The following is a 21,539-nucleotide window of genomic DNA, read 5'->3' as shown; positions in this document are numbered from 1 at the left end:
CTTTTTATTTTGCATATATTAAATAATTGGACAAAAAAACAGAGGTTTATCCCCTGTTTAAGGTATATCTGTAGACTCTGCAGAAATTTGAATTCTGTTATATTTCTATTTTACTTAATGCCTTATCAATGATAGCTCCCCCTAAACAAATGTGATCCTCATAAAATACAACAGCCTGACCTGGGGTAATGGCTTTTTGTGGTTCTTGAAAGATCACTCTACAACTATCTTCAGACAAGAAATGAATTGTTACCTTTTGATCTTTTTGTCTGTAGCGAAACTTAGCTGTACACTCTAATCTAGCAGGGGGCTTTTTCTTGCTAATCCAATTTAAATCACTGGCCAATAATCCGTAGGAATAGAGGGCTGGATGATTTTCTCCCTGCACAATATAAAGGATATTTTTCTCCAAGTCCTTATCTGCTACAAACCATGGTTCCCCTGTACCACTCCCTCCGATACCTAACCCCTTTCTCTGTCCTAAGGTATAATACATTAATCCTTCATGTCTCCCCTTAACTTCTCCTTCTAGGGTTTGAATTTCTCCAGGTTGAGCAGGTAAATATCTACTTAAAAATTCTTTAAAGTCCCGCTCTCCAATAAAACATATCCCTGTACTATCCTTTTTCTTTGCCGTAACCAAACCCTTTTCTTCAGCAATTTTTCTTACTTGCTTTTTATCTATATCGCCTATAGGAAATAATGCTTTAGAAAGCTGATATTGGTTTAATGCATTGAGGAAATAGGTTTGATCCTTATTGGTATCAATTCCCCTTAGAAGTCGATATTCCCCGTCATAATAGTCCACTTGAGCATAGTGACCTGTTGCCAAGTAATCGGCTCCTAACTTAAGAGCATGGTTAAGAAAAGCTTTGAACTTTATTTCCTTATTACACATCACATCAGGATTAGGTGTCCTACCCTTTTTGTATTCATCCAAAAAATAAGTAAAAACTTTATCCCAGTATTCCTTTTCAAAATTCACTGTATAATAGGGAATATCGATTTGGTCACATACTCGTCTCACATCTTCATAATCCTCTGTTGCTGTACAATAGCCAAACTCATTGGTTTCATCCCAATTTTTCATAAATATTCCTATAACATTATAACCCTCTTCCTTCAGTAATAAAGCTGCTACAGAGGAGTCTACACCACCGGACATGCCAATGATAACTTTCGTATCTTTTTTTTGTTTATCCATAGCTTTACCTTCCTTTTATCTAAAGTTGATTTTTTTGTATATATAAACTATTTATATCTTATTGTATCTCCATCCCTTTATTGTATTCTTTTTGGTATTCAAGAAAAAATCTCTGTTGCGTTCTATTGTTAATTTTAGATTAGGCTCTGTTAAACGCTATTGTTGATTTCCACATTTTATCAATTCTTCAATGCTGTCATAGTTTTATTTATACAATATCAACATCTATCTTTAACATAGTCTAAAAAACTGCTATTATATAGCAGTTTTAAGACGTTTATGATACTGATTATCTAGACTTTACTCCTTAAGAAAGGCATTAATTGGACTTTTTATATCAATCATTTCTGTCAAAATATCATAGGAGATTTTAAATTCTGGTATACCATAGGCATAGGGTGTATATTCATATATTTGGAAAAATATAGTGATTCCTTCCTTGGTTAAGTAGAAATCTTGTCTTTTATCAATTGTTTCAAATTCTACCAATAAGGGAATATCCTTGGTTACAATTTCTTCCTTGACGATTTCATTGATTTTATCGATATAGTTATTGTTTTGTAGAAATAAATCCTTTAGTTCGTATAACTTCCCCCTCTTGAGATCTATATTGAGGGCCTTCACTGCTTTTAGTCCATGGGCAGCCCCTTTAGAGTAGGAATGAATGTTAAGAAGTATACTTAGAAGGTCTTTATCATTGACTTTTACTTCATAGTCCCCCCATATCTCTATTGTATAGTCCTCTTCATAGCCTTGTTCTACAATCATCCTGTATATTTCTTCCTGAATCAGTTGGTTTATGGTGTCCTCTGCTTCTTTATTCTCTAAGTCCGTAATTTCTGGGTAAGTCAAACCTATTCGATATCTTATTAGCTTTTTTTGAATTATCCTTGCCCCAAGGACTTCCCTATTCATTCAATCAACCACCCCTTGCTTTTTAAGTCCCAATTCCTTAAATTTCTCTATATTTAGTATAGTATTCAGTTAAGTAGGATAGTGTTACGAAAAATTTTACTCAATAACACTTAAATGAGATAAAATGAATAGCTTTTGTATAAATAAAAAAAGAGCATCTACTTCAGATAGGATAGATGCCCTTTTATAGTAATTATTTGTTTATCGCATAAAAACATCTCTTGGGAGACATAATTTTTCCTTCTTTTTTTAATTCCTTGATTGCTTTATCTGCTTCCTTTTTATCTAAACCCGCTGCATCTGCAATCTCTCCAGGCCTTAAGGGTTCTTCAGATTTTGACAAAATATCTAATACCTTTTCATTTGAATTCATGTTAATATCCTCCTTGGTATCTATTTAATATTGTTAGCATATAAGCTTTATAGTAGATTTATACCATAAAAAATACCCTTTAAACATTTTTTTATATCCAATAACAACAGCTGCTATCACTTCCATCAATTAAGATGTTTTGATGAATTCAATTCCTATACAAGAAAAGGTCAGAACTGTAGTTCCCGTCAATTCCAATCTTCTTCCTTTACTTCAATTTTATTGTAACCCTTTCATCCGCAAACCTAGTCTCTTTATAGCCTCTTATCACCAAGTCAGTTGGGATAATTTCAGGTGGACCCCATAGCTCTGGAGGTAAGTTTTGATAACTTGATCTTCTTTCTAGAATAAAGCGGGTTTTGGTTGTATAGACCTTAGGGTTTTCCATCTCCATTAAATAATAAAAGTAATTATTATTGTTGCCTTGTACTTGATTTCCCTCCCTATCTACAAAGTAAAACTCCTCCCAATCTCCTTGATGCCAAACTGACATACTGTGGTTTGTTCTAAAATCCACTTCTAAGCTTTCATAATTTCTACCTTCTAAAGTTTCTAAGACAATTACCTCTGTTCTATCCTCTCCAACAATCACATCCTCTATAATAATTGGACTACCTTTATATTCAAATTGTTGGGGAAAGGATTTATCTATATTAATTTCAAAGGATTCATAGGCGTTGGCCTTTACATGAACATGATATCCTCCAACGCTTATTTCTACCTCCTTAGGATTATCTAAATATATAGTATCGAATTCCATCCTATGTTGGGCATACCTTCCTTCAATACTACTGCTGTAGCCGCCGAAAAATCTACTTTGATACTGTTTGCCATTACTAATAAGACGGATGTCGGAGAAATATTCTAAAGTATATTCCCTATTTTGTTTAGGATCATAGCTGTAGGTTAAGAGGGTGGCAGTGGGTCCTACAACCAATTCCTCTATTAGTAGAAGGTTACCGTCAACCTCTACTTCTTGATTGATTGGATGGGTTGTTATATCATACTTTGTGACAGGTATTTCAAAGCTCCAATTTCCTTCTACTACCTCATGTGAATCTGTTAATGTATTTTCAAGGGCTGTTATATTCAAAGAAAGGGTTGATTCTTTTTCTTTTAAGGGACCTAGATTTAATAAAAACCTTCTTTTATGCTGTTCCTCTGAATGTAGGGTTAATAGAGAATAACCAATCTCCCGGAATTCCTCAGGAATATCTTCATCATACTCAAAGCTTCCTTCAAATCTAGTACCATTCCTTGTAGTAATATAAGGATTTGCCCCTTTAAGGTCTTCTATCTCTAAAAGAATAACCGTTTTAATATCATCTGCCAAAATACTTTCCACTGTAATGCTGATATCTTGATCTACAGCCCTTAGATCCACCTTATCTCCATAGCCTTCATCCAGCAATTCATATACCGAACGACTTTCCCTAATACTTAAATCCCTCCACCAGTTTAGTAATCCAAACCCTTCTGTAGCAAAGGCCGTTATAACAAAGAGGGTAAGTAGAATGGCTACCATAATGGCTGTTCTTCTTTTTCTAGGAGGTTTAAAGGTTGTTTGGGGAGATGGCTTCACTTTATCTTTTATGCCTTCTATAAAATCCTCTGGGGCTATAATTTCATTGCTTTCTTCTTTTATATAATCTATAGCAGCCTTTAATTCCTCTAACTCTCTTTTGCAGGCTTCACAGTCCTCCATATGTTCTTCAATAATTTTTTCTTCTTTGTTGCTCATCCCTCCTTCTAAATAATCTATAAGTTGATTTTTTATCCTCTCGCAATTCAATCTATTTACACCTCCTTATCCATACCTACCTTTAACATCTTCAATCCTCTGTAAATTCTAGACTTTACTGTTCCTATTGGTATTTCTAATATTTTACTAATTTCCTCCTGGGAATAGCCACTTATATATTTGAGAATGATAGGTTGCCTATATATATCTTCTAATTGATCTAACTTTTCCTTTAATTCTATATTGGCATCTATCCCAGGGCATTCTATATAGGTATTCCCTCCACTGTTTGCCTCATCAACTGTATCTACAAAGACTTCTCTTTGTCTTTTTCTTAAAAGACTTTTACATTCATTTAAAAATATTGAGGTTACCCAGGTTTCAAAATATTTTTCCTCCCTTAATTGATGGATATTTTCATAAACCTTCATGATGGTGATTTGAAATACATCTTCTATGTCATGATGGTTATATAGATAGGACCAAGCTATTTTATAATATTTGTTCTTTCTCATCTCCATCCAAAGAAAAAAATTATTTAACTGGTTCTTCTTAATTTCTTTAATTATTGATTTGGTTGCTGTATTTTTATCCCTGTTTTTTATATTGATAATATTGGTAAGTAATTGATTGATTGCCACCTCTTCACCACCTTTACATTAATTAGAGTTATTAGAAGGTAAAAAAGTTCCCTTAAAATATTTTTTATTGAAAATTTGTTTTCTTTTTTATTTCTAATAAAAATACCACAAGAAAGCATTGTCCCTTGTGGCGTTTATTTCTCTATACAAATTGTCTTTTAGATAATCTTATTAAAGACCTTTCTTTTTAATCTATAAATCCATATTGTTTAACAGGTCCCTTAACTGCCTAAGCTCATCCTTTGTTAGGGTAATTCCCTTACCCATTTTTTCGTTTTCCGGTGCCCAATCCCGAAGATCGTATTTAGCCTCTCGGTTATTCCAGCTAATGAGGTTGAGCTCTTTGAACCATCCTTTATTTGATTCTGATAAAATCCCAATCTTCTCTATAATATCATATTTAATCTCTGCCATATTCCCCGTCCTCCTTCTTCTTGATTATTTGGCTATGTTAAAGATAGATGTTGGTATTGTATAAATAAAACTATGACAAAATTCAAGGGTTTATAGAATGTGACAATCAACAATAACATTTAACAGACCCTATGTTTAAAGAAAAAGCCATGTACTATACATGACTTTATTTATTTCTTCGTAATTGTCTATACTCTTCAAATGTCAGGGATTGGTGGCCATCACTTAAAGCACAGGGGGGATTTGGATGGACTTCTATCATCAGGCCATCAGCTCCACATGCCAAAGCAGCCTTTGACATAGGCTCCACCAATTCTCTAATCCCTGTGCCATGGCTAGGGTCAACAATAATTGGTAACCCTGTTTCCTTTTTCATAATAGGGACAGCAGCTAAATCTAATGTGTTTCTTGTGTAGTTATCATAGCCCCTAATACCTCTTTCGCATAGGATAATATTTTTGTTTCCATGAACAGCGATATATTCTGCCGCCATAATCCATTCTTCTATGGTGGCACACATACCTCTTTTAAGCAGGATAGGTTTATTTAGGCTCCCTATTGTCTTTAAAAGGGAATAATTAAACATATTTCTTGATCCTATTTGGATAATATCAGCATATTCTGCTACAATGTCCATATGGCCTTCATCCATTAGCTCTGTGACAATGGGTAGACCTGCAGCTTCACCAGCCTCTTTTAGATACTCTAATCCCTCTACCCCTAAACCTTGAAAAGCATAGGGACTGGTCCGAGGCTTAAAAACTCCTCCCCTTAAAATATCCACACCTATCTCCTTTAATGTTAATGCCGTCTCCATAATCTGTTCCTTTGATTCTACAGAACAAGGTCCCGCAATATAGACAGGAGGATGATTGGTACCTATCTTTAAATTTCCTATTTCTACTACAATTTTTTCTCCAGTTAGAATTCTTCTATCCGCCATAATGAACCTTCCTAATTCCTTGAACTTCAAGGTTTTTAATGATTTGTTCTATTTCCATCCCATTGATTTCAACATTTGGTGCAATCTCATATAATGGAATCATCACAAATACCCTTTCCTTCATTCTAGGATGGGGTAATGTTAATTTGTCATCTTCAGCAATAAAGTCCTCATAGAGTAATAGGTCTACATCAATCGTTCTTGGACCCCAACGAATGATTCTTTTTCTTTTTAATATTTCCTCAATTCCATTACAATATCCAAGTAAATGATGGGGTGATAATGTGGTATAAATCTCAACCACCGCATTTAAGAAAGTATCCTGCTCAGTATAGCCCACTGGATCTGTTTCATAGTAGGAGGATACTTTAGTAATGATGATGGATTTATGTTGTTTTAGCATCTCAATAGCTTGATCTATATGCTGTTTTTTATCTCCTATATTACTCCCCAGCCCTAAATATACTTTAGCCATTATTCCTTCTCCTTATTTCTACACCAAAGTAGTCATAGATACCATTTACTGGAGCCTCTGGTTTTCTAATGGTTACAAGAATCTCTCTTACCACTGGAAAATCCTTTAGGACAGTGGCAGCAATCCTTTCTGCTAAAGCTTCAATTAATTGAAATCTTTCATTTTCCACAATGTCCTTGGTGATATTGTAGACATCAGCATAGTTTACAGTATCTTTTACATCATCCGATTCCCCTGCCGCTTGTAAATCTACATATAACTCAATATCTACAAAAAACTTTTGTCCCAGTCTATTTTCTTCAGGGAGTACCCCATGATACCCATAAAATCCTAAATTTTTTAAGATAATTTTATCCATACTACTTCACCCTCACAATGGCATCAGTAACCATTACTGTCCTTAAGTTTTCTACAATGTCATGAACCCGTAAAATGTCTACACCTTGAATAATCCCCATAACGGAGGTTGCTAGAGTTCCCTCTACTCTTTTTTCAGGAGGTAAATCTAAAATCTTTCCTATCATTGATTTTCTAGAGGTTCCTAACAGGATAGGATAGCCTAATGCATTTAATTCTCCTAATCTAGCCATTACATGGATATTTTGCTCTGGTGTCTTACCAAAACCTATACCAGGATCTAAAATAATATTTTCATCTTTTATTCCAGCCTTTTTAGCAATGTCTATAGACTGCTTTAAGAAATCAGCAACTGCCTCCACAATGTCCTTATCATATTCTGTGCCTATTTGATTATGCATTATAACAACAGGTACATCATATTTAGCAATGACATGGGCTATTTGAGGTTCCCGCTGTAATCCCCATACATCATTAATCATATGGGCTCCTGCCTCCAATACCTTTTCAGCTACGTCTGCCTTATAGGTATCGACAGATATTGGTACATCTATTTCGTTTGCAAGTCTTTCTACAACCGGAAGAACCCTCTTTAATTCTTCTTCTCCAGTAACCTCTTGGGCTCCTGGTCTAGTAGACTCTCCCCCTACATCTATGATATCAGCACCCTCTGCCACCATTTTTTTTGCATGAATCACAGCTTTTTCAATATCTACATAGCTTCCACCGTCAGAAAAGGAGTCTGGGGTAACATTGAGAATTCCCATAATGTAGGTTTTAGACCCTAAATGTAAAGTGTGGTTGCCACATTTGACTTCTACTTTTCGATTTGGATAGTATTGAATATTTCTCATAAAATAACCCTCCAATTTAACTGCCAAATTGAATTAATGACATGGCTTCTGCCCTTGCTTTTGCATCCTTTTTGAATATTCCCCTCACAACAGAGGTAACAGTTTTAGAGCCTGACTTCTTTATTCCCCTCATGGTCATACACATATGCTCTGCTTCTACTACTACAATAACACCGTAGGGATCTAACTTATCTACAATTGTATCAGCTATCTTAGAGGTTAAACGTTCCTGTAGTTGGGGTCTTTTGGCAACAGTATCTACAACTCTAGCTAATTTACTTAATCCCGTAAGTTTGCCGTTTTTAGGTATATATCCTACGTGGGCCTTACCATAAAAAGGAACTAAATGATGTTCACATACAGAATAAAAGGGAATATCCTTTACTAATACTAACTCTTCATGCTTCTCATCTTGAAAGTATATATCTAAATGTTCCTTAGGATCCATCTCTAATCCTGCGAAGATTTCTTCATACATTTTAGCAATACGTTTAGGTGTATCTATTAGGCCTTCTCTATCAGGATCTTCTCCTATCGCCTCTAGTATATCCCTTACTGCCCGCTGTATTTTTTCTTTGTCCATCCTTCTCCCTCTTTCATTATTTATTGTAGTGTAGCTATATAACATTCATATTCCTGCCTGAGGATTTGGGTAATACTACTATTTTGTAAAGATAATTGTTTTCCTTCTATCTCAACTACTGGCATGATTTCCAGTAGAGAATTCGTTACAAAAACTTCATCTGCCTTTAATAAGTCTACCTTAGTATACTCCCCTACTCTAACCTTTAAGGGGAGCATATTAGCAATTTCTAATATCTTTCTTCGCATAATCCCATCTAAAATACCACAACTTACAGCTGGGGTATAAAGGACCTGATCCTTCACAAAAAAGATATTGGATAAAGCACCTTCACAAATTTTTTCGTGAACATTGGTAAATATTACTTCATTGTAGCCTTTATCCATAGCCTCTTGTCTTGCCAACAGATTTTCTAAATAATTGTTGGACTTAGTATAGGTCAGGATAGAATAAGGATTTCTTCTTATATTGGTAAAGCAAAGCTTAAAACCCTGGGAATAAGCTTCTTTTCTATAGGGATTTCTTCTTATTGAGAGGATAATATCCTCTTTCTCTTTATTTTTTACACAGGATATTTTTAGAACACCAGATGACAGCTGATTTGCTTCTTTTATTTCGTCAAACCATTTCTTCAATAATTCTTCATCAATGTCTCTATAAATTCGAAGTTCCCTACACCCATTCTTCAGTCTCTGTATATGTTCTTGAAGAAAATATATCCTTCCCCTGTCGTATTTTATTGTTTCAAATACACCATACCCATAGGCAAAGGCCTCTGCCATAGGAGACAGTACAACCTCTTCTTCCTTTATCAATTGTCCGTTGATAGAAATATACATCCTAAAATCACCTTTGTTTTCCAAAACCTATAAGGGCTTGGTTATACTAGCTATTTAAAGCTTGAATTAACGCTCTTGCTTTATGGAGGGTTTCTTCATATTCCATCTGAGGATCAGAGTCCCATACAATTCCTCCACCCACCTGAAAATACGCCTTATCATCTTTACATACTATTGTTCTTATAACAATATTTAAGTCTATATCACCATTTAGTCCAATGTAGCCTATGGAACCAGTATAAATATTTCTTTGGGTAGGCTCCAGTTCATCAATAATTTCCATAGCCCGTATTTTAGGAGCTCCAGTTATAGACCCCCCAGGGAATGTAGCTCTAATACAATCAATGACATCGCAGTCCTCCCTAATCTCACCCTGTATAGTAGAAACCAAGTGGTATACTGTTGCATATTCTTCTAAATGAAATAACTCGGTTACCTTTACTGTGCCAGTTTTAGATACTCTACCCAAATCATTTCGTTCCAAATCCACAATCATCAGGAGTTCTGCCTTATCCTTTTCACTGGTTAATAAATCCTTTCTGTTCACCTGATCTTCCTCTGGTGTATTTCCCCTTGGTCTAGTTCCTTTTATAGGTCTGGCTTCCATAAGACCTTTTTTGATTTGTATAAATCGTTCAGGGGAGCTACTAACAATATGGCCTTCCCCAAAATCAATAAAGCTTGCAAAGGGAGCAGGATTAATAGCTCGAAGTTTGCCATACAACTCATAGGGAGTTTCCTTCATATCACACTGAAATCGTTGGGTTAGATTGGCTTGATAAATATCCCCTGCCTTAATATAGTCCTTCACTTTATTAACAGCTGCAATATATTCTTCTTTAGTGAAATTAGATCTTAATTCCACTGGCTTATCTAGCTTGTCAATCTCTATTGTAACACCTTTAATCTCTTCTTCATAGATTATATTTGATATTTTATTAACAATATTTTGAGGATCTTCCATTACCCCTACAGCTGCTATATAAACATCTTTGTTCCTATGATCAATGATAATAACTCCATCATAAAGACCAAAGAAGCAATCGGGAATATCTACATCGTCTATTGCAATCCTTGGAAGCTTTTCAATGTGGTGACACAAATCATAGGATAAATAACCAACAAACCCTCCTATAAATGGAAGTTCACTGCTGTAATCCATCTGATATTTTTTATAGATTTCCTTTAGTTTGTCAAAGGGATTACCGTAATAGATTTGACGTCGATCCCCTTCTAAAATGTCTATTTTATCATTTTTACTTTTAAAAACTACACAGGGATCAAAGCCTATAAAGGAATACTTCCCTAACTTATCATAATCCATCCCACTATCTAGAAAAAAACTATAGGATCTGTCTTTAAAAATAGTGTATAGTTGAAAACTATCTAATGAAGTATTTATCTTTTCTATACGCATTTTTTCACCTGCTCATATTGTTTTCGTGTCGCTATTAAAAAATTATTTAAAAGCTCCATCCCCATCTCTGTAAGAATGGCTTCTGGGTGAAATTGTACTCCTTCAATCATATATTCCTTATGCCTTATTCCCATTATCTCGCCTTCATTTGTTTCTGCAGTAATTTCAAAGCATTCGGGTAGACTTTCCTTTTCTACCACCAAAGAATGATATCTGGTAACCTTTAAAGGGTTTTTTAATCCTTCAAATACCCCTTGGTTGGTATGATGAATAGGATGTACCTTGCCATGGACTGGCTCTATAGCCTTAATAACCTTACCACCAAATACTTGTCCTATTGTTTGGTGCCCAAGACATATCCCTAAGATAGGTATCTTTCCTTTAAATCTATGAACTACATCTATACATATCCCTGCTTCATTAGGCGTACATGGTCCAGGAGACAGTATAATTATTTCAGGATTTAAAGTCTCGATCTCATCTAGCGTAATACAGTCATTTCTATAAACTAAAATTTCTTCCTTTAAACAAGATAAATATTGTGTCAAATTATAAGTAAAGGAATCATAGTTGTCAATCATTAGTATCAAATTCCTCACCCCTTTATTTTTTATAAGAGTAACTACAAATTTCATCAACTTTCTCCAACTAAATTATACACGTAGTTGAAGGAAAACGTCAAACCAAAATCCTGAGAAGAAAGATATAAAACAAAGTTGTTTTATAATAAATTCTCTAATGCTAAAGGATAAAACCTTTGAAAACACTAGTTTGCACAACTGAATTTACTGTGATTTTCAAAAAGATAAATTTTTAACAATTTATTGCCAAATATAGATTTATATAGTAAAAAATACCTTCAATATTTAAAACTAGGCTTTTTATGTTGGTAAAATCTTTTGCAATCATCTATCGCTATACAATCTATGCATAGGCGGGATTGCTTGTCCCCTTCATATAGGGCTATATCTAATGATGTTTTCAAATTTTCTCCTTTTCGATGTTTCCGAATAGCCTCTACAATAGCTGTTACTTCTTCTTCTGTAAAGCTACATTCCTCTAATATAATTTTTGCTATTTCTCCACTTATGATGGCATGATCACTTCCATCAATGTACTGTTTCCATCGACCAATGTCATGGAGAAGGGCTGCGGCATACAACTGTTCCTTTTCTACCTCCATGTTCTTTTCCAAGGCTATGATATATCCTACCCTTGCTACATCTAAAAAATGTTGAAGATTATGGCGACAGAAGGTGCGATCTTTTTCTGCTGTTATATTTTTTTTAAGGTTTACTTGATATTGAGGATGCTCCATAATTTTATTGACTCTTTCCATTCTTCTAACCTCCCTGTCCTCTAATACTACTATACCTATTTTTCATAGGGTTTTGCAACCTTTAATAATCCCCTACCTAAAAAGAAAATCCACCAGCAGTTTGTGTATCTTGTGGTGGTTCTCTCGAATTTCTATCTATGAAAAAGAATGTTTTTAACTTGTAGCTTCTTCTTTGGTTCTTGTAAATTTATTTTTTGCAGCTGTTGCAAAATCATCTGTTAACGTATAAACCACTGGTATCAGTACAAGAGTCAATAGGGTTGATAGTAATAGCGCTCCTATAACCACCGTAGCCATAGGAGATTGAATCTCTGCTCCTTCTCCTATACCTATGGCTACGGGCAATAGTCCTAAATCAGTTGTTGAAGTAGTCATCATAATAGGTCTTAGTCTTATAGGTCCCGTCGTTGTGATAGCAGCATTCCTATCCTTCCCTTCTATTCTTAGAGTATTAATATAGTCTACCAATACAATAACATTGTTTACAACAATCCCTGCCAACATAATTATCCCTATGGTTACCTTTAGAATCTTAGAGGAAAGCATGGGAATCAAGGTCAAGGATACTAGTAGGGACGCCAAAAGCGACAAAGTAACTGTCATGGCTAGCTCTCTAAAAATTGTAGAGGTTATACCTCCAACAAAAGTGATTGGAACAAACACTGCTATCGTCGTTAAGGTAGATGCTGTAACCGTTACCCCTACCTCCGATGCCCCTTTAATAGCAGCTTCTTTTCTAGAGTATCCTTCTGTTCTAAATCTATAAATATCTTCTAGCACAACAATAGCATTATCCACCAGCATACCTATTCCTAAAGCCAAGCCCCCTAAGGTCATTAGATTTAAAGTAATATTATTGAAATATAACAATATAAAAGTGGCAATAACGGAAATAGGGATAGAGGTCCCTATAATTAAAGTAGTTCTAATGTTCCTTAAAAATAGGTGCAGAATAGCAATAGCTAGTAATGCGCCAAAAACAGCATTTTTAAACACATTATCGATTGCCTGAGTAATAAAAGTAGACTGATCCAGGACCGTATTAATTTCTATTTGAGTATATTCCCTCTGTAAATCTTCTATTTCAGCATGAATTAAATTTGCCACCTGTACAGTATTACTTAAAGATTGTTTTTGTATAGCTACATTGATGCTATTCTTCCCATTCACTCTTGAAATTGTATTTATATCCCCATGGGTTAACTCTACCTCAGCAACTTCCTTTAAGGGAATGATACTGCCAGTAGGTAGAGTTAGTGGCATTTCTTTAATTTCATCTATAGAACGAAATTCCCCCATATTTAACCCATATCCTTCTAATCTCTGTTCATTGGTTTTAATTTGTATCTCATTGGTGTAATCTCCAGATATGTTTACAGAAGCAACACCATCCCTAATTCCTTCAACATATCCTTTATATAGTTGTTATGGGTGTTTTTAAGTCATGGGATATGTTAGAAAAAAGTTCTTTTCTATTTTCTTCATATTGTACCTGTATACCTATGGAGTTCTTTAATCTTTTTCGCATCTCTTCAAAGGCATAGGATAGTTCCCCTATTTCATCTTTAGCATTGAATTTTATCTCGAAATCCAATTCCCCCTCTCGTATCTTATTGGCTGAATCCTTCAGCTTATTTAATGGTTTAATGATGCTCCCTGCCACAATATAGTAGGCCCCAGCAAATATACCTACTATAATCGTTAAAACAATAGGTACCAAAAGCATAGCTATATAGGATAGCACTAGTCTGAATTTTATGGACATCCCTGATGTTTCTCCTTCCCTACGAAAAAATTGCCGATTGTTTTCTGCATTTTATTTTCATGACTCTATTATATATAATGACTCTAAACTCCCTATAAAGTATTTCTTAAATTTCTATAAAATCTATGATTACCTCTCCATAATTTCATAAATATTTAAGATTTTATTTATCTATAGTTTAGAATTAACGGTTATAATAAGTATATGTAGTAAATCTAGTATAACCTATATAATTCCTCTAGAAAACTGAAGATTGTAGTTTTCTAGGGATTTTAAATTTTGGAAATCTTATGGTGGAGGTGGATTATGATGGATTTGATTACAAGTATGTTTAGATTTTTCCTAGTTTTTTGGATTGTTAGAGTTATTTTAAATACTATTCTTACGTTAAGATTTAGAAAAAGACAAACAGAAGAAACTATAGATCCTATAAAAAAATTCCCTGAAGAAGATCAAAAAGAAGTAGCTGTTGAGATGGTCTTTGATCAGATTTGTCAAATCTATGTACCGAAAACCAAAGCCTATCAGATTGTAGAGGGTGACATAATCCATTATTTTTGTAGTTGGGAATGCAGGCAAAATTGTATTGAACATATGAAAAGCTAATGTACTTCTTTCCTAATCCTCATAGTTCCTATATCTATGAGGATTTTCTATATTTTTTTCTTATTTAAAATAATTTTAGATAATAAAAATTGATGACTTAGGGAATAGGACTTGGTTTTTTTACATATATTCCTATGAGTAAGTTTTGGAGGGAATAACATGGTAATTATCCTTAGATTACGAAAAGTTAAAATTATTCTGTTGCTTATAGGCTTCTTAATAATTAGTGGAGTAGGTCTTTATTTATGGGGTCAACTTAATAAAACCTCTTCTGTGTTTATAGATGAAAATTTAAATAATAGGTTGACACTAAAGATGCAGCAAGTATTTCATCAGCGAAATAAAGCTCTATTAGAAGGGGATGTAGAACTTTTAAGCTGTCTCTATGACAAAGATGTGAGAAATGGATTATGGGCCTATGAACACGATTTTAAAAAAATGAAGTACTTCCATAATTGGTCTGATAAGCAGGGGGTAGAGTTTAAAAATATTAATTCTCATGTTGTGGTAAAAAGTGTAAAGGAAAAGGGGGATGGTTTTGCCATAAACCTGGCTGTTTCCACAGAGTATCAGTATGTATATATTGATACACCTGAAGTATATAATTCCTTCAGAACCGGCACATACCATTCGTTAGATTTGATGCCAAAGGAGGATACATGGGTTATTACTAGGGAATGGTATACAGATCCCTTCGCTGATTCTTTAGATTTAGATGAGATTTCGGAAGAAACCATAAGACAGCTTATCCTATCAGGGGAGCCGAAGGATTTGTCAGACCTCAGCGAAAAGCGGATAGCTGTCGTGGTCTATGCAGATCAATACTGTGGTGCTGCTGTATTTCCAGAATTTGGTTATAGATATAATTATAAGTATAAAAATTATAATTATCAAGGAGGGGACTGTGCTAACTTTGCTTCCCAAATATTATATGAAGCTGGAAAATTTAAAAAGAATTCCACATGGAATTATGAGAAGGGGGCAGGAAGTAAGGCTTGGGTAAATGCCCGTGCCTTCAACAGCTACATGAGGAGTAGTGGCAGAGGTTCTGTCATTGCTCATGGGACCTATGATAAAGTCTTGGCATCTTCCTATAAGCTTTTACCTGGGGATTATATAGCCTACGAGAAACAAGAGAAGGTTACCCATATCTCTGTTGTTACTGGATTTGATTCAAAGGGTTATCCTTTAGTGAACTCCCATAACTCAGATCGTTACAGAGTTCCCTGGGACTTAGGCTGGAGTAATAAAGGCATAAAATTTGGGTTAGTAAGGGTTCATTATTAATACTATCATTTATAATTATCTCTATTTTTCATAGACTCTGTTAAAAACTACTGTTGATTTTAGCATTGTATGAATTCTTGCATTCTGTCATCCTGAGGGACCCGAAGGATCTAAGACTCTTCCCTATGCTCAGAGTGACAATCACTCCGTATCTTGTCATGACTCTATTCATACAACCTCAACATCTATCTTTAACATAGCCCTTCCATAAATAATCCAAATTTACCTATATACAATATAAGGAGCGGTTTTGATAGTATATCTATTAAAACCGCTCCTTTTTGTCCTTATGCAGATGTTATCATATTTAAATGACTATCGTCACTTACTATTTTGATAAAGTTAACCTCTGGATCATCGGTTCCTTGAACATACAGTCCCGCATCTTTAAGGGTCTCTATATATTCCACAATTTCATCAGTAATGATTTCACCAGGACAAAGCACTGGAATTCCTGGAGGATAGGCCATTAAAAATTCTCCACTAATTTCCCCCACACTATCTGCTAAAGCCACAGAAACAGTATTGCCATTAATAGCATCTCTTGGAGATAGGATTCTTAAGGGAATCTTAGGAATATCAATGATGTCTATTTTATTTCTATTATCACTACTATATATCTTGCTTATTTCCCTTAGGGCAGATAGTAATGCATCTATTTTTTCCCGTGTATCTCCTATAGAAAATACACAGAGGATGTTATATAAATCCGACATTTCCGGCTGAATAAAGTACTTTTCAGCAAGAATCCTTTCAAGCTCATGACCGGAAATACCAAGGTTTTTACATGTAATTGTTATCTTTGTTGGATCAAAGTCGTAGGCACCTTCTGTCCCTATAATCTCTTCCCCAAAGCAAAGGAATCCATCAATATTGTTGATTTCCTTTCTAGCATATTTAGATAACTCAATGGTTTCATCTAATAGTTCTTTTCCCTCAGTTGCCATTTGCATTCTTGCAGCATCTAGAGAAGCTAAGAGAATATAGGATGGACTTGTGGTTTGTAGTAGACTCATAACCGTCTTAACCCTGTTGACATCTACAAATCCTTCCCTCACCTGTAGCATAGAGCTCTGGGTTAAAGAGCCAATGATTTTATGGGTGCTTTGAGCACATATATCTGCACCTGCATCCATAGCCGATATAGGAAGTTTGTTATTAAAATGTAGATGTGGTCCATGGGCTTCGTCCACGATTAAGGGAATACCATAACTGTGGACAATATCGGCGATCCTTTCAATATCTGTTGAAACCCCATAATAGGTTGGGTTAATAATTAGAACAGCCTTAGCATCTCTATTTTGCTCTAATGCTGTTTTAACAGTTTCAGGAGTAACATTAAGGGCCACTCCTATATTCCTATCAATTTCCGGTTGCATATATACGGGCATAGCACCACTTAATATAATGCCAGCAGTGACTGACTTATGCACATTTCTAGGAACAATAATTTTATCTCCTTCTTTGACAACACTCATGATCATAGCCTGAATAGCTCCTGAAGTGCCATGAACGCAAAAAAAGGTATGGTCAGCATTGTTTGCATCAGCAGCAAGCTGTTGAGCTTCCTTTATGACACCAGTTGGTTTATGAAGGCTATCAACCTGTTTAAATACAGTAACATCAATTGACATTACATTGGTTCCAATAAAGTCCTTAAACCTGTCTACCATTCCCTGTCCCTTTTTATGCCCTGGTACATGGAAGGGTATTGTATCATTATTTACATACTCCAATAGAGCATCAAATAATGGAGTTTTTGTTTGATCAAATTTAAACATAAATCAACACCAGCCTTTCCTTGTTTTAGTTCAAGAAAAAAAGCCCCTACTTCGTTGCATTAGTTTTGGGCTTTTGCAGAGCGCTCATCAGGCTTTTATTATTTGAATTTCTTAAACAATTATAAGACAAATTTTTCAAAAATACAAGGTTATTTTTTTATATTTTTATCTCATGGGTTTATGGCCTCAAAGCCAGGTATTTCCTTAAGTTTAATGATCAACAATTCAAGTTTTATTCATTAATTGTACAAATTTATTAATATTTTCCTCTAAAATATTTAAAGTATCCTTATCTGTATTGGCCACCCTCTTTGTTATGAATCTATGTGAAAAATTGTTTTTTAAATATAAACTCTCCTACCAAGTGTTTCTTTGACTAAAACCTATCCTTGAAGATTAATGAAATTACTCCACTATTATGGAATTTTAAGATGTCAGCTTTATAAGTCTAATTTTCTTCCCTTGGATTTAGAGGATACCCTTTATTTATAAAGCTTCTCTGGTGTTGTCTCCCTAAATTCTTTAGTTCCATCCTAATCGAAATGCCTGTTAAAATTGATGAAACCAAATCCGCCAAAGGTATTGCCATTAAAGCACCATCTAAACCAAAAAATCTAGGTAGTATGAGTAGAGCTGGTATTAAAATTAATACTTGTCTTGATAAGCTCAGAACTGCAGCTTGTTTTGGCTTACCCACTGCTTGGAAGTAATTTGCAGAAATAATTTGAAATCCTATTATGGGTAAAAATACCATTGCTATTTTTATTGCCCGTGTTCCAAAGGCAATTAGTTCTGCATCCTCAGGGTTGAAAAATGCTACTATTTGTTGAGGGTACAGTCTAGTTCCAATAAATCCTAAAAGTACAATAATCGTTGCACCTAATATCCCTAATTTTAATGCTTCCTTTACTCTATCGTATTTTTGAGCCCCATAATTATATCCAATAATAGGCTGTACTCCCTGGTTGATCCCAAAGATAGGCATTAGAATAAGGACCGTAATACTATTTACTACTCCCATGCCAGATATAGCAATATCTCCACCATAGGTAGTTAATGTTCTGTTCATGATTACATTCAACAGACTGGCCGCCAGTTGCATGGCGAAGGGAGCAGACCCTAGTGTAATAATTTTCTTTATAGTAGCAAAATCCAATTTTAAATTTTTAAGACGAACCTTCAATGTACTTCTTCCTCCAAGGAAATGATAAAGGACCCATATTGCCGATGCCATCTGGGAAATAATAGTAGCTAAAGCTGCACCTTGCATTCCCCAGTTAAAGACAAAAATAAACAGAGGATCTAGAGCCATATTTAATAATGCTCCTATTAACATGGTAAGCATAGCAATCTTAGGATTTCCTTCAGCACGAATAAAGTTATTCATTCCAAATCCAATGGATTGAAATACAGTACCAAGCAAAATAATCCGCATATATTCCTTTGCATAGGGTAAAACTACTTCACTTGCTCCTAAAAGCTTCAATAGAGGATCAATAAAAATCAAACCGATTGCCGATACGAAGAGAGATATGATAATTAATAAAACCATTGCATTACCCATAATCAACTCTGATTCTTCCTTCTTGTCCTGTCCTAATCTAATAGAAATTAGGGAGGTAGCACCAAGTCCTATCAGCATTCCACATGCCATAATAAATATCATAATCGGAAACCCAATAGTAATTCCTGCAATTCCTAAGGAACCTACACCATTGCCAATAAATATTCTATCTACTACATTATATAAAGCATTTACCAGCATACCTATTATAGCTGGAACAGAAAACTTTAATAACAATTTCAATACTTTTTCTTCGCCTAGTTGTTGTGATTTATCCATAATTTTTCTCCTTTAACATTAAGAACCATTTGATTCATGTTCTCATCTTCTTTGTTTATATGATTAGTGTATTAACCTTCATTAAAATTATTAATAACTTTTATAAGATACTCCCTTAATTGTTCCACTTCATCTTTTTTAAAGCCTTTAAATGTTTTCCGAACCACCTTATTTCTAATCTCCATTAGTTCTGGAAGAATTTGTCTTGATTTGTCAGTTAGTATAATCAAATGAGATCTTCCATCGGAATCGTTTTGTTGTTTTTTCACCCATCCCTCTTTTATTAAACTTTCAATTACCCTTGTAATAGCAGGTCTTTCTACACTCAGTCTTTCGGCTATAAGGGCAGGTGTAGTCTTATTTAGTGAAGGTGATCTATTTTCTTGGCATTTTATATCCATTAAAACTCCCCATTGTGACGACGTAAGTTGATATTCCTTTAAATAACTATTAAGCTCCCACTTAATTAAATGAGCAGCTTTATTGATAAGGTAACCTAAATTTCCTTCCTGGTTTTGCATTTTTTCCTCCTAAGTCACTTTTGATTAACATGTTAACTATAATTAGTGTAACCATTTTAGTATAACCATTATATTTAGTATAGTCAATAGTGATTTTTTTCAAATAAACTCTACAGACAAAAAATAGATCTAATCTCCCTCTTTTTAAGGAGTAGTTTAGATCCCTTAAAAAATTAATAACCCTTGAATTCCTATTGTCTCTAAAACAGCTACTATTTAACCTGCAGGTTAAATAGTAGCTGTCTCTTGAGTTGCATATTTGTAGGATTGTCTCCTCAACAGAATTATGAACCAAATCGATAATACAATTCCCTTTAATACACTACTGATACTAATGCTCCACCATACCCCATTTAGCCCCAGGAGACTACTGGAAGAAAGAATCAGGGCCCCAGGTATTCTAAGGGCATTGAAGAAAATCCCTACAATAGAGGGAGGTACTGTTTTGCCCAATCCATTAAAAGCTCCAGCTGTGGCAATCTCAATACACATAAAAAGTTGGGATAATCCTAAAATCCGTAAATATACTATACCATAGGCTAATGCTTCTTCCTCTTGGAGAAAAAAGTTGAAAACTGGTCTAGCACCAAATATCAGTAGACAGGTTGCACCTATTCCAATCACTCCAACAATCCTCAGAGCCACATAATATCCCTTCTGAATTCGATCCCACTTATTAGCTCCATAATTTTGCCCTACAAATGCACTAAGGGCCGTCGAAAACCCTCCTGCTGTCATCCAAGAAATGGCCTCGATTTGAGAGCCTATCTTTTGAACAGCAATAGGCACTGGACCCCATTGTGCAATGATCCTTGCAATAACCATTGCAAAAATAGTAAACAGTCCACTTTGTAAAGCCGCTGGTAACCCTAATCTTACAATGCTCTTTATATGGGTAAAATCAGGTTTCTTCAGGATATAAATTTTACAAAACAACTCTCCTTCAACTTTTCTAATATTGTATAAAAAAAAGCAGGTAACGATAGATTGAGCTATCACTGTCGCTATGGCAGCTCCCTTCACCCCTAATGCTGGAAACGGTCCTAGTCCATGTATCATTATGGGATCAAGAATCATATTTACCGCTAATCCAATAACATTAAGGGCAAATGGTAGTCTGCTATTTCCATAGCCATTTAAAATTCCAGTAAACACTGGATTAATAAAGTAAAAACTCATTCCTAAAGATACAATAACTAAATAAGATTTAGCCATTTCTGTTATTTCCACATTTCCTAAATTAAAAAAGCCTATTAAAGATCTTCTGAAAACTATTAAACCAGTTCCATAAAGCAAAGCTAAAAAAACTACTAACTGCAGAGTATGGCGAATGTAGCGTTTAGCTTCTTTCATATCTTGTCTTCCCATAGATTGAGCCACACCCACTTCAGCTCCAATCTTAGGGATAAGAATAAATGCAAAGGCTAACCAAGTAAAAAAACCTGCAGTTCCTACAGCTGCCACTGCATTACTCCCTATCCTCCCAATCCAAATCATATCCGTCATATTATAAGCCATTTGAACAAAAGATGTTCCCATAATAGGTAGTGCTAATTTTATTAAAGCTTGTGAAATACTACCTTCTATCAATTGATTGCTTTTTCCCAATTTAAGTCCCTCTCTCTCCTAGCCATCCCATCA

The 21,539-nt window shown here is 34.8% G+C and carries 23 protein-coding genes; 2 read left to right on the top strand and 21 right to left on the bottom strand.

Annotated elements, in window-relative coordinates; translation table 11 throughout:
* Positions 1–97: 97 nt before the first annotated feature.
* The 17 genes from mnmA to BLS22_RS15115 all read right to left on the bottom strand — a co-directional run bounded on the left by mnmA (position 98) and on the right by BLS22_RS15115 (position 13,860).
* Positions 98–1,204: a tRNA 2-thiouridine(34) synthase MnmA gene (gene mnmA / locus BLS22_RS08575; RefSeq protein WP_090553336.1), complete on the bottom strand. Its 1,107-nt coding sequence runs from the start codon at positions 1,202–1,204 to the stop codon at positions 98–100.
* Between the two features lie 300 nt (positions 1,205–1,504).
* The gene (locus BLS22_RS08570; RefSeq protein ID WP_090553335.1) at positions 1,505–2,119 is read right to left on the bottom strand and encodes a DUF3298 and DUF4163 domain-containing protein; all 615 of its coding nucleotides are present in this window, start codon (positions 2,117–2,119) and stop codon (positions 1,505–1,507) included.
* Between the two features lie 193 nt (positions 2,120–2,312).
* On the bottom strand, positions 2,313–2,492 hold the full coding sequence (locus BLS22_RS08565; RefSeq protein WP_090553334.1) for a MarR family transcriptional regulator: 180 nt from the start codon (positions 2,490–2,492) through the stop codon (positions 2,313–2,315).
* A 208-nt stretch (positions 2,493–2,700) separates the two neighbouring features.
* On the bottom strand, positions 2,701–4,284 hold the full coding sequence (locus tag BLS22_RS08560) for a DUF4179 domain-containing protein (protein WP_090553333.1): 1,584 nt from the start codon (positions 4,282–4,284) through the stop codon (positions 2,701–2,703).
* 5 nt (positions 4,285–4,289) lie between these two features.
* Positions 4,290–4,874 carry an RNA polymerase sigma factor gene (locus BLS22_RS08555; RefSeq protein ID WP_090553332.1) on the bottom strand — a complete coding sequence of 195 codons (585 nt, stop codon included), beginning with the start codon at positions 4,872–4,874 and terminating at the stop codon, positions 4,290–4,292.
* 192 nt (positions 4,875–5,066) lie between these two features.
* Positions 5,067–5,288: a YdbC family protein gene (locus BLS22_RS08550; protein WP_090553331.1), complete on the bottom strand. Its 222-nt coding sequence runs from the start codon at positions 5,286–5,288 to the stop codon at positions 5,067–5,069.
* 166 nt (positions 5,289–5,454) lie between these two features.
* Positions 5,455–6,231, bottom strand: coding sequence for a 3-deoxy-7-phosphoheptulonate synthase (gene aroF, locus BLS22_RS08545; RefSeq protein WP_090553330.1), 777 nt, complete (start codon positions 6,229–6,231; stop codon positions 5,455–5,457).
* Positions 6,221–6,706: a 2-amino-4-hydroxy-6-hydroxymethyldihydropteridine diphosphokinase gene (gene folK / locus BLS22_RS08540; protein WP_090553329.1), complete on the bottom strand. Its 486-nt coding sequence runs from the start codon at positions 6,704–6,706 to the stop codon at positions 6,221–6,223. The genes aroF and folK overlap by 11 nt, the downstream gene beginning before the upstream one ends.
* A complete protein-coding gene (gene folB, locus BLS22_RS08535) occupies positions 6,699–7,064 on the bottom strand; it encodes a dihydroneopterin aldolase (RefSeq protein WP_090553328.1) in 366 nt (121 codons plus the stop codon). The genes folK and folB overlap by 8 nt, the downstream gene beginning before the upstream one ends.
* Position 7,065: 1 nt before the next feature.
* Positions 7,066–7,917, bottom strand: coding sequence for a dihydropteroate synthase (gene folP, locus BLS22_RS08530; RefSeq protein WP_090553327.1), 852 nt, complete (start codon positions 7,915–7,917; stop codon positions 7,066–7,068).
* A gap of 16 nt (positions 7,918–7,933) precedes the next feature.
* Positions 7,934–8,500 (bottom strand): GTP cyclohydrolase I FolE, encoded by a 567-nt coding sequence (gene folE / locus BLS22_RS08525; RefSeq protein WP_208974685.1) that lies wholly within the window; start codon positions 8,498–8,500, stop codon positions 7,934–7,936.
* A 20-nt stretch (positions 8,501–8,520) separates the two neighbouring features.
* Positions 8,521–9,339, bottom strand: a complete 819-nt coding sequence (locus BLS22_RS08520) for an aminotransferase class IV (RefSeq protein ID WP_090553325.1) — start codon at positions 9,337–9,339, stop codon at positions 8,521–8,523.
* A 46-nt stretch (positions 9,340–9,385) separates the two neighbouring features.
* Positions 9,386–10,756 (bottom strand): aminodeoxychorismate synthase component I, encoded by a 1,371-nt coding sequence (gene pabB / locus BLS22_RS08515; protein WP_090553324.1) that lies wholly within the window; start codon positions 10,754–10,756, stop codon positions 9,386–9,388.
* Positions 10,747–11,346, bottom strand: a complete 600-nt coding sequence (locus BLS22_RS08510) for an anthranilate synthase component II (protein WP_176762128.1) — start codon at positions 11,344–11,346, stop codon at positions 10,747–10,749. The genes pabB and BLS22_RS08510 overlap by 10 nt, the downstream gene beginning before the upstream one ends.
* A 269-nt stretch (positions 11,347–11,615) precedes the next feature.
* Positions 11,616–12,095, bottom strand: a complete 480-nt coding sequence (locus tag BLS22_RS08505; protein ID WP_090553323.1) for an HD domain-containing protein — start codon at positions 12,093–12,095, stop codon at positions 11,616–11,618.
* A gap of 153 nt (positions 12,096–12,248) precedes the next feature.
* Positions 12,249–13,394, bottom strand: a complete 1,146-nt coding sequence (locus BLS22_RS08500) for an efflux RND transporter permease subunit (RefSeq protein WP_244269511.1) — start codon at positions 13,392–13,394, stop codon at positions 12,249–12,251.
* 115 nt (positions 13,395–13,509) lie between these two features.
* Positions 13,510–13,860, bottom strand: coding sequence for a HAMP domain-containing protein (locus BLS22_RS15115; RefSeq protein WP_244269510.1), 351 nt, complete (start codon positions 13,858–13,860; stop codon positions 13,510–13,512).
* Positions 13,861–14,166: 306 nt separating this feature from the next.
* Here BLS22_RS15115 and BLS22_RS08495 point away from each other — a divergent pair, with 306 nt between their 5' ends.
* On the top strand, positions 14,167–14,466 hold the full coding sequence (locus BLS22_RS08495; protein ID WP_090553322.1) for a hypothetical protein: 300 nt from the start codon (positions 14,167–14,169) through the stop codon (positions 14,464–14,466).
* Positions 14,467–14,625: 159 nt separating this feature from the next.
* A complete protein-coding gene (locus tag BLS22_RS08490) occupies positions 14,626–15,753 on the top strand; it encodes an amidase domain-containing protein (protein ID WP_090553321.1) in 1,128 nt (375 codons plus the stop codon).
* 287 nt (positions 15,754–16,040) lie between these two features.
* Here BLS22_RS08490 and BLS22_RS08485 read toward each other — a convergent pair whose 3' ends face one another.
* The 4 genes from BLS22_RS08485 to BLS22_RS08470 all read right to left on the bottom strand — a co-directional run bounded on the left by BLS22_RS08485 (position 16,041) and on the right by BLS22_RS08470 (position 21,506).
* Positions 16,041–17,534 carry an aminotransferase class I/II-fold pyridoxal phosphate-dependent enzyme gene (locus tag BLS22_RS08485; protein ID WP_090553320.1) on the bottom strand — a complete coding sequence of 498 codons (1,494 nt, stop codon included), beginning with the start codon at positions 17,532–17,534 and terminating at the stop codon, positions 16,041–16,043.
* Positions 17,535–17,982: 448 nt separating this feature from the next.
* Positions 17,983–19,377, bottom strand: coding sequence for an MATE family efflux transporter (locus BLS22_RS08480; RefSeq protein WP_090553319.1), 1,395 nt, complete (start codon positions 19,375–19,377; stop codon positions 17,983–17,985).
* A gap of 71 nt (positions 19,378–19,448) precedes the next feature.
* A complete protein-coding gene (locus BLS22_RS08475; RefSeq protein WP_090553318.1) occupies positions 19,449–19,898 on the bottom strand; it encodes a MarR family winged helix-turn-helix transcriptional regulator in 450 nt (149 codons plus the stop codon).
* Positions 19,899–20,126: 228 nt separating this feature from the next.
* Positions 20,127–21,506, bottom strand: a complete 1,380-nt coding sequence (locus BLS22_RS08470) for an MATE family efflux transporter (protein ID WP_244269509.1) — start codon at positions 21,504–21,506, stop codon at positions 20,127–20,129.
* Positions 21,507–21,539: the final 33 nt, after the last annotated feature.

Origin of the sequence: Natronincola ferrireducens (genome assembly GCF_900100845.1) — a bacterium.
In the GTDB taxonomy this organism is placed as follows: domain Bacteria; phylum Bacillota; class Clostridia; order Peptostreptococcales; family Natronincolaceae; genus Natronincola_B; species Natronincola_B ferrireducens.
The sequence above is the reverse complement of the archived record's forward strand: the minus strand, read 5'-3'. Positions and strand labels throughout refer to the sequence as shown.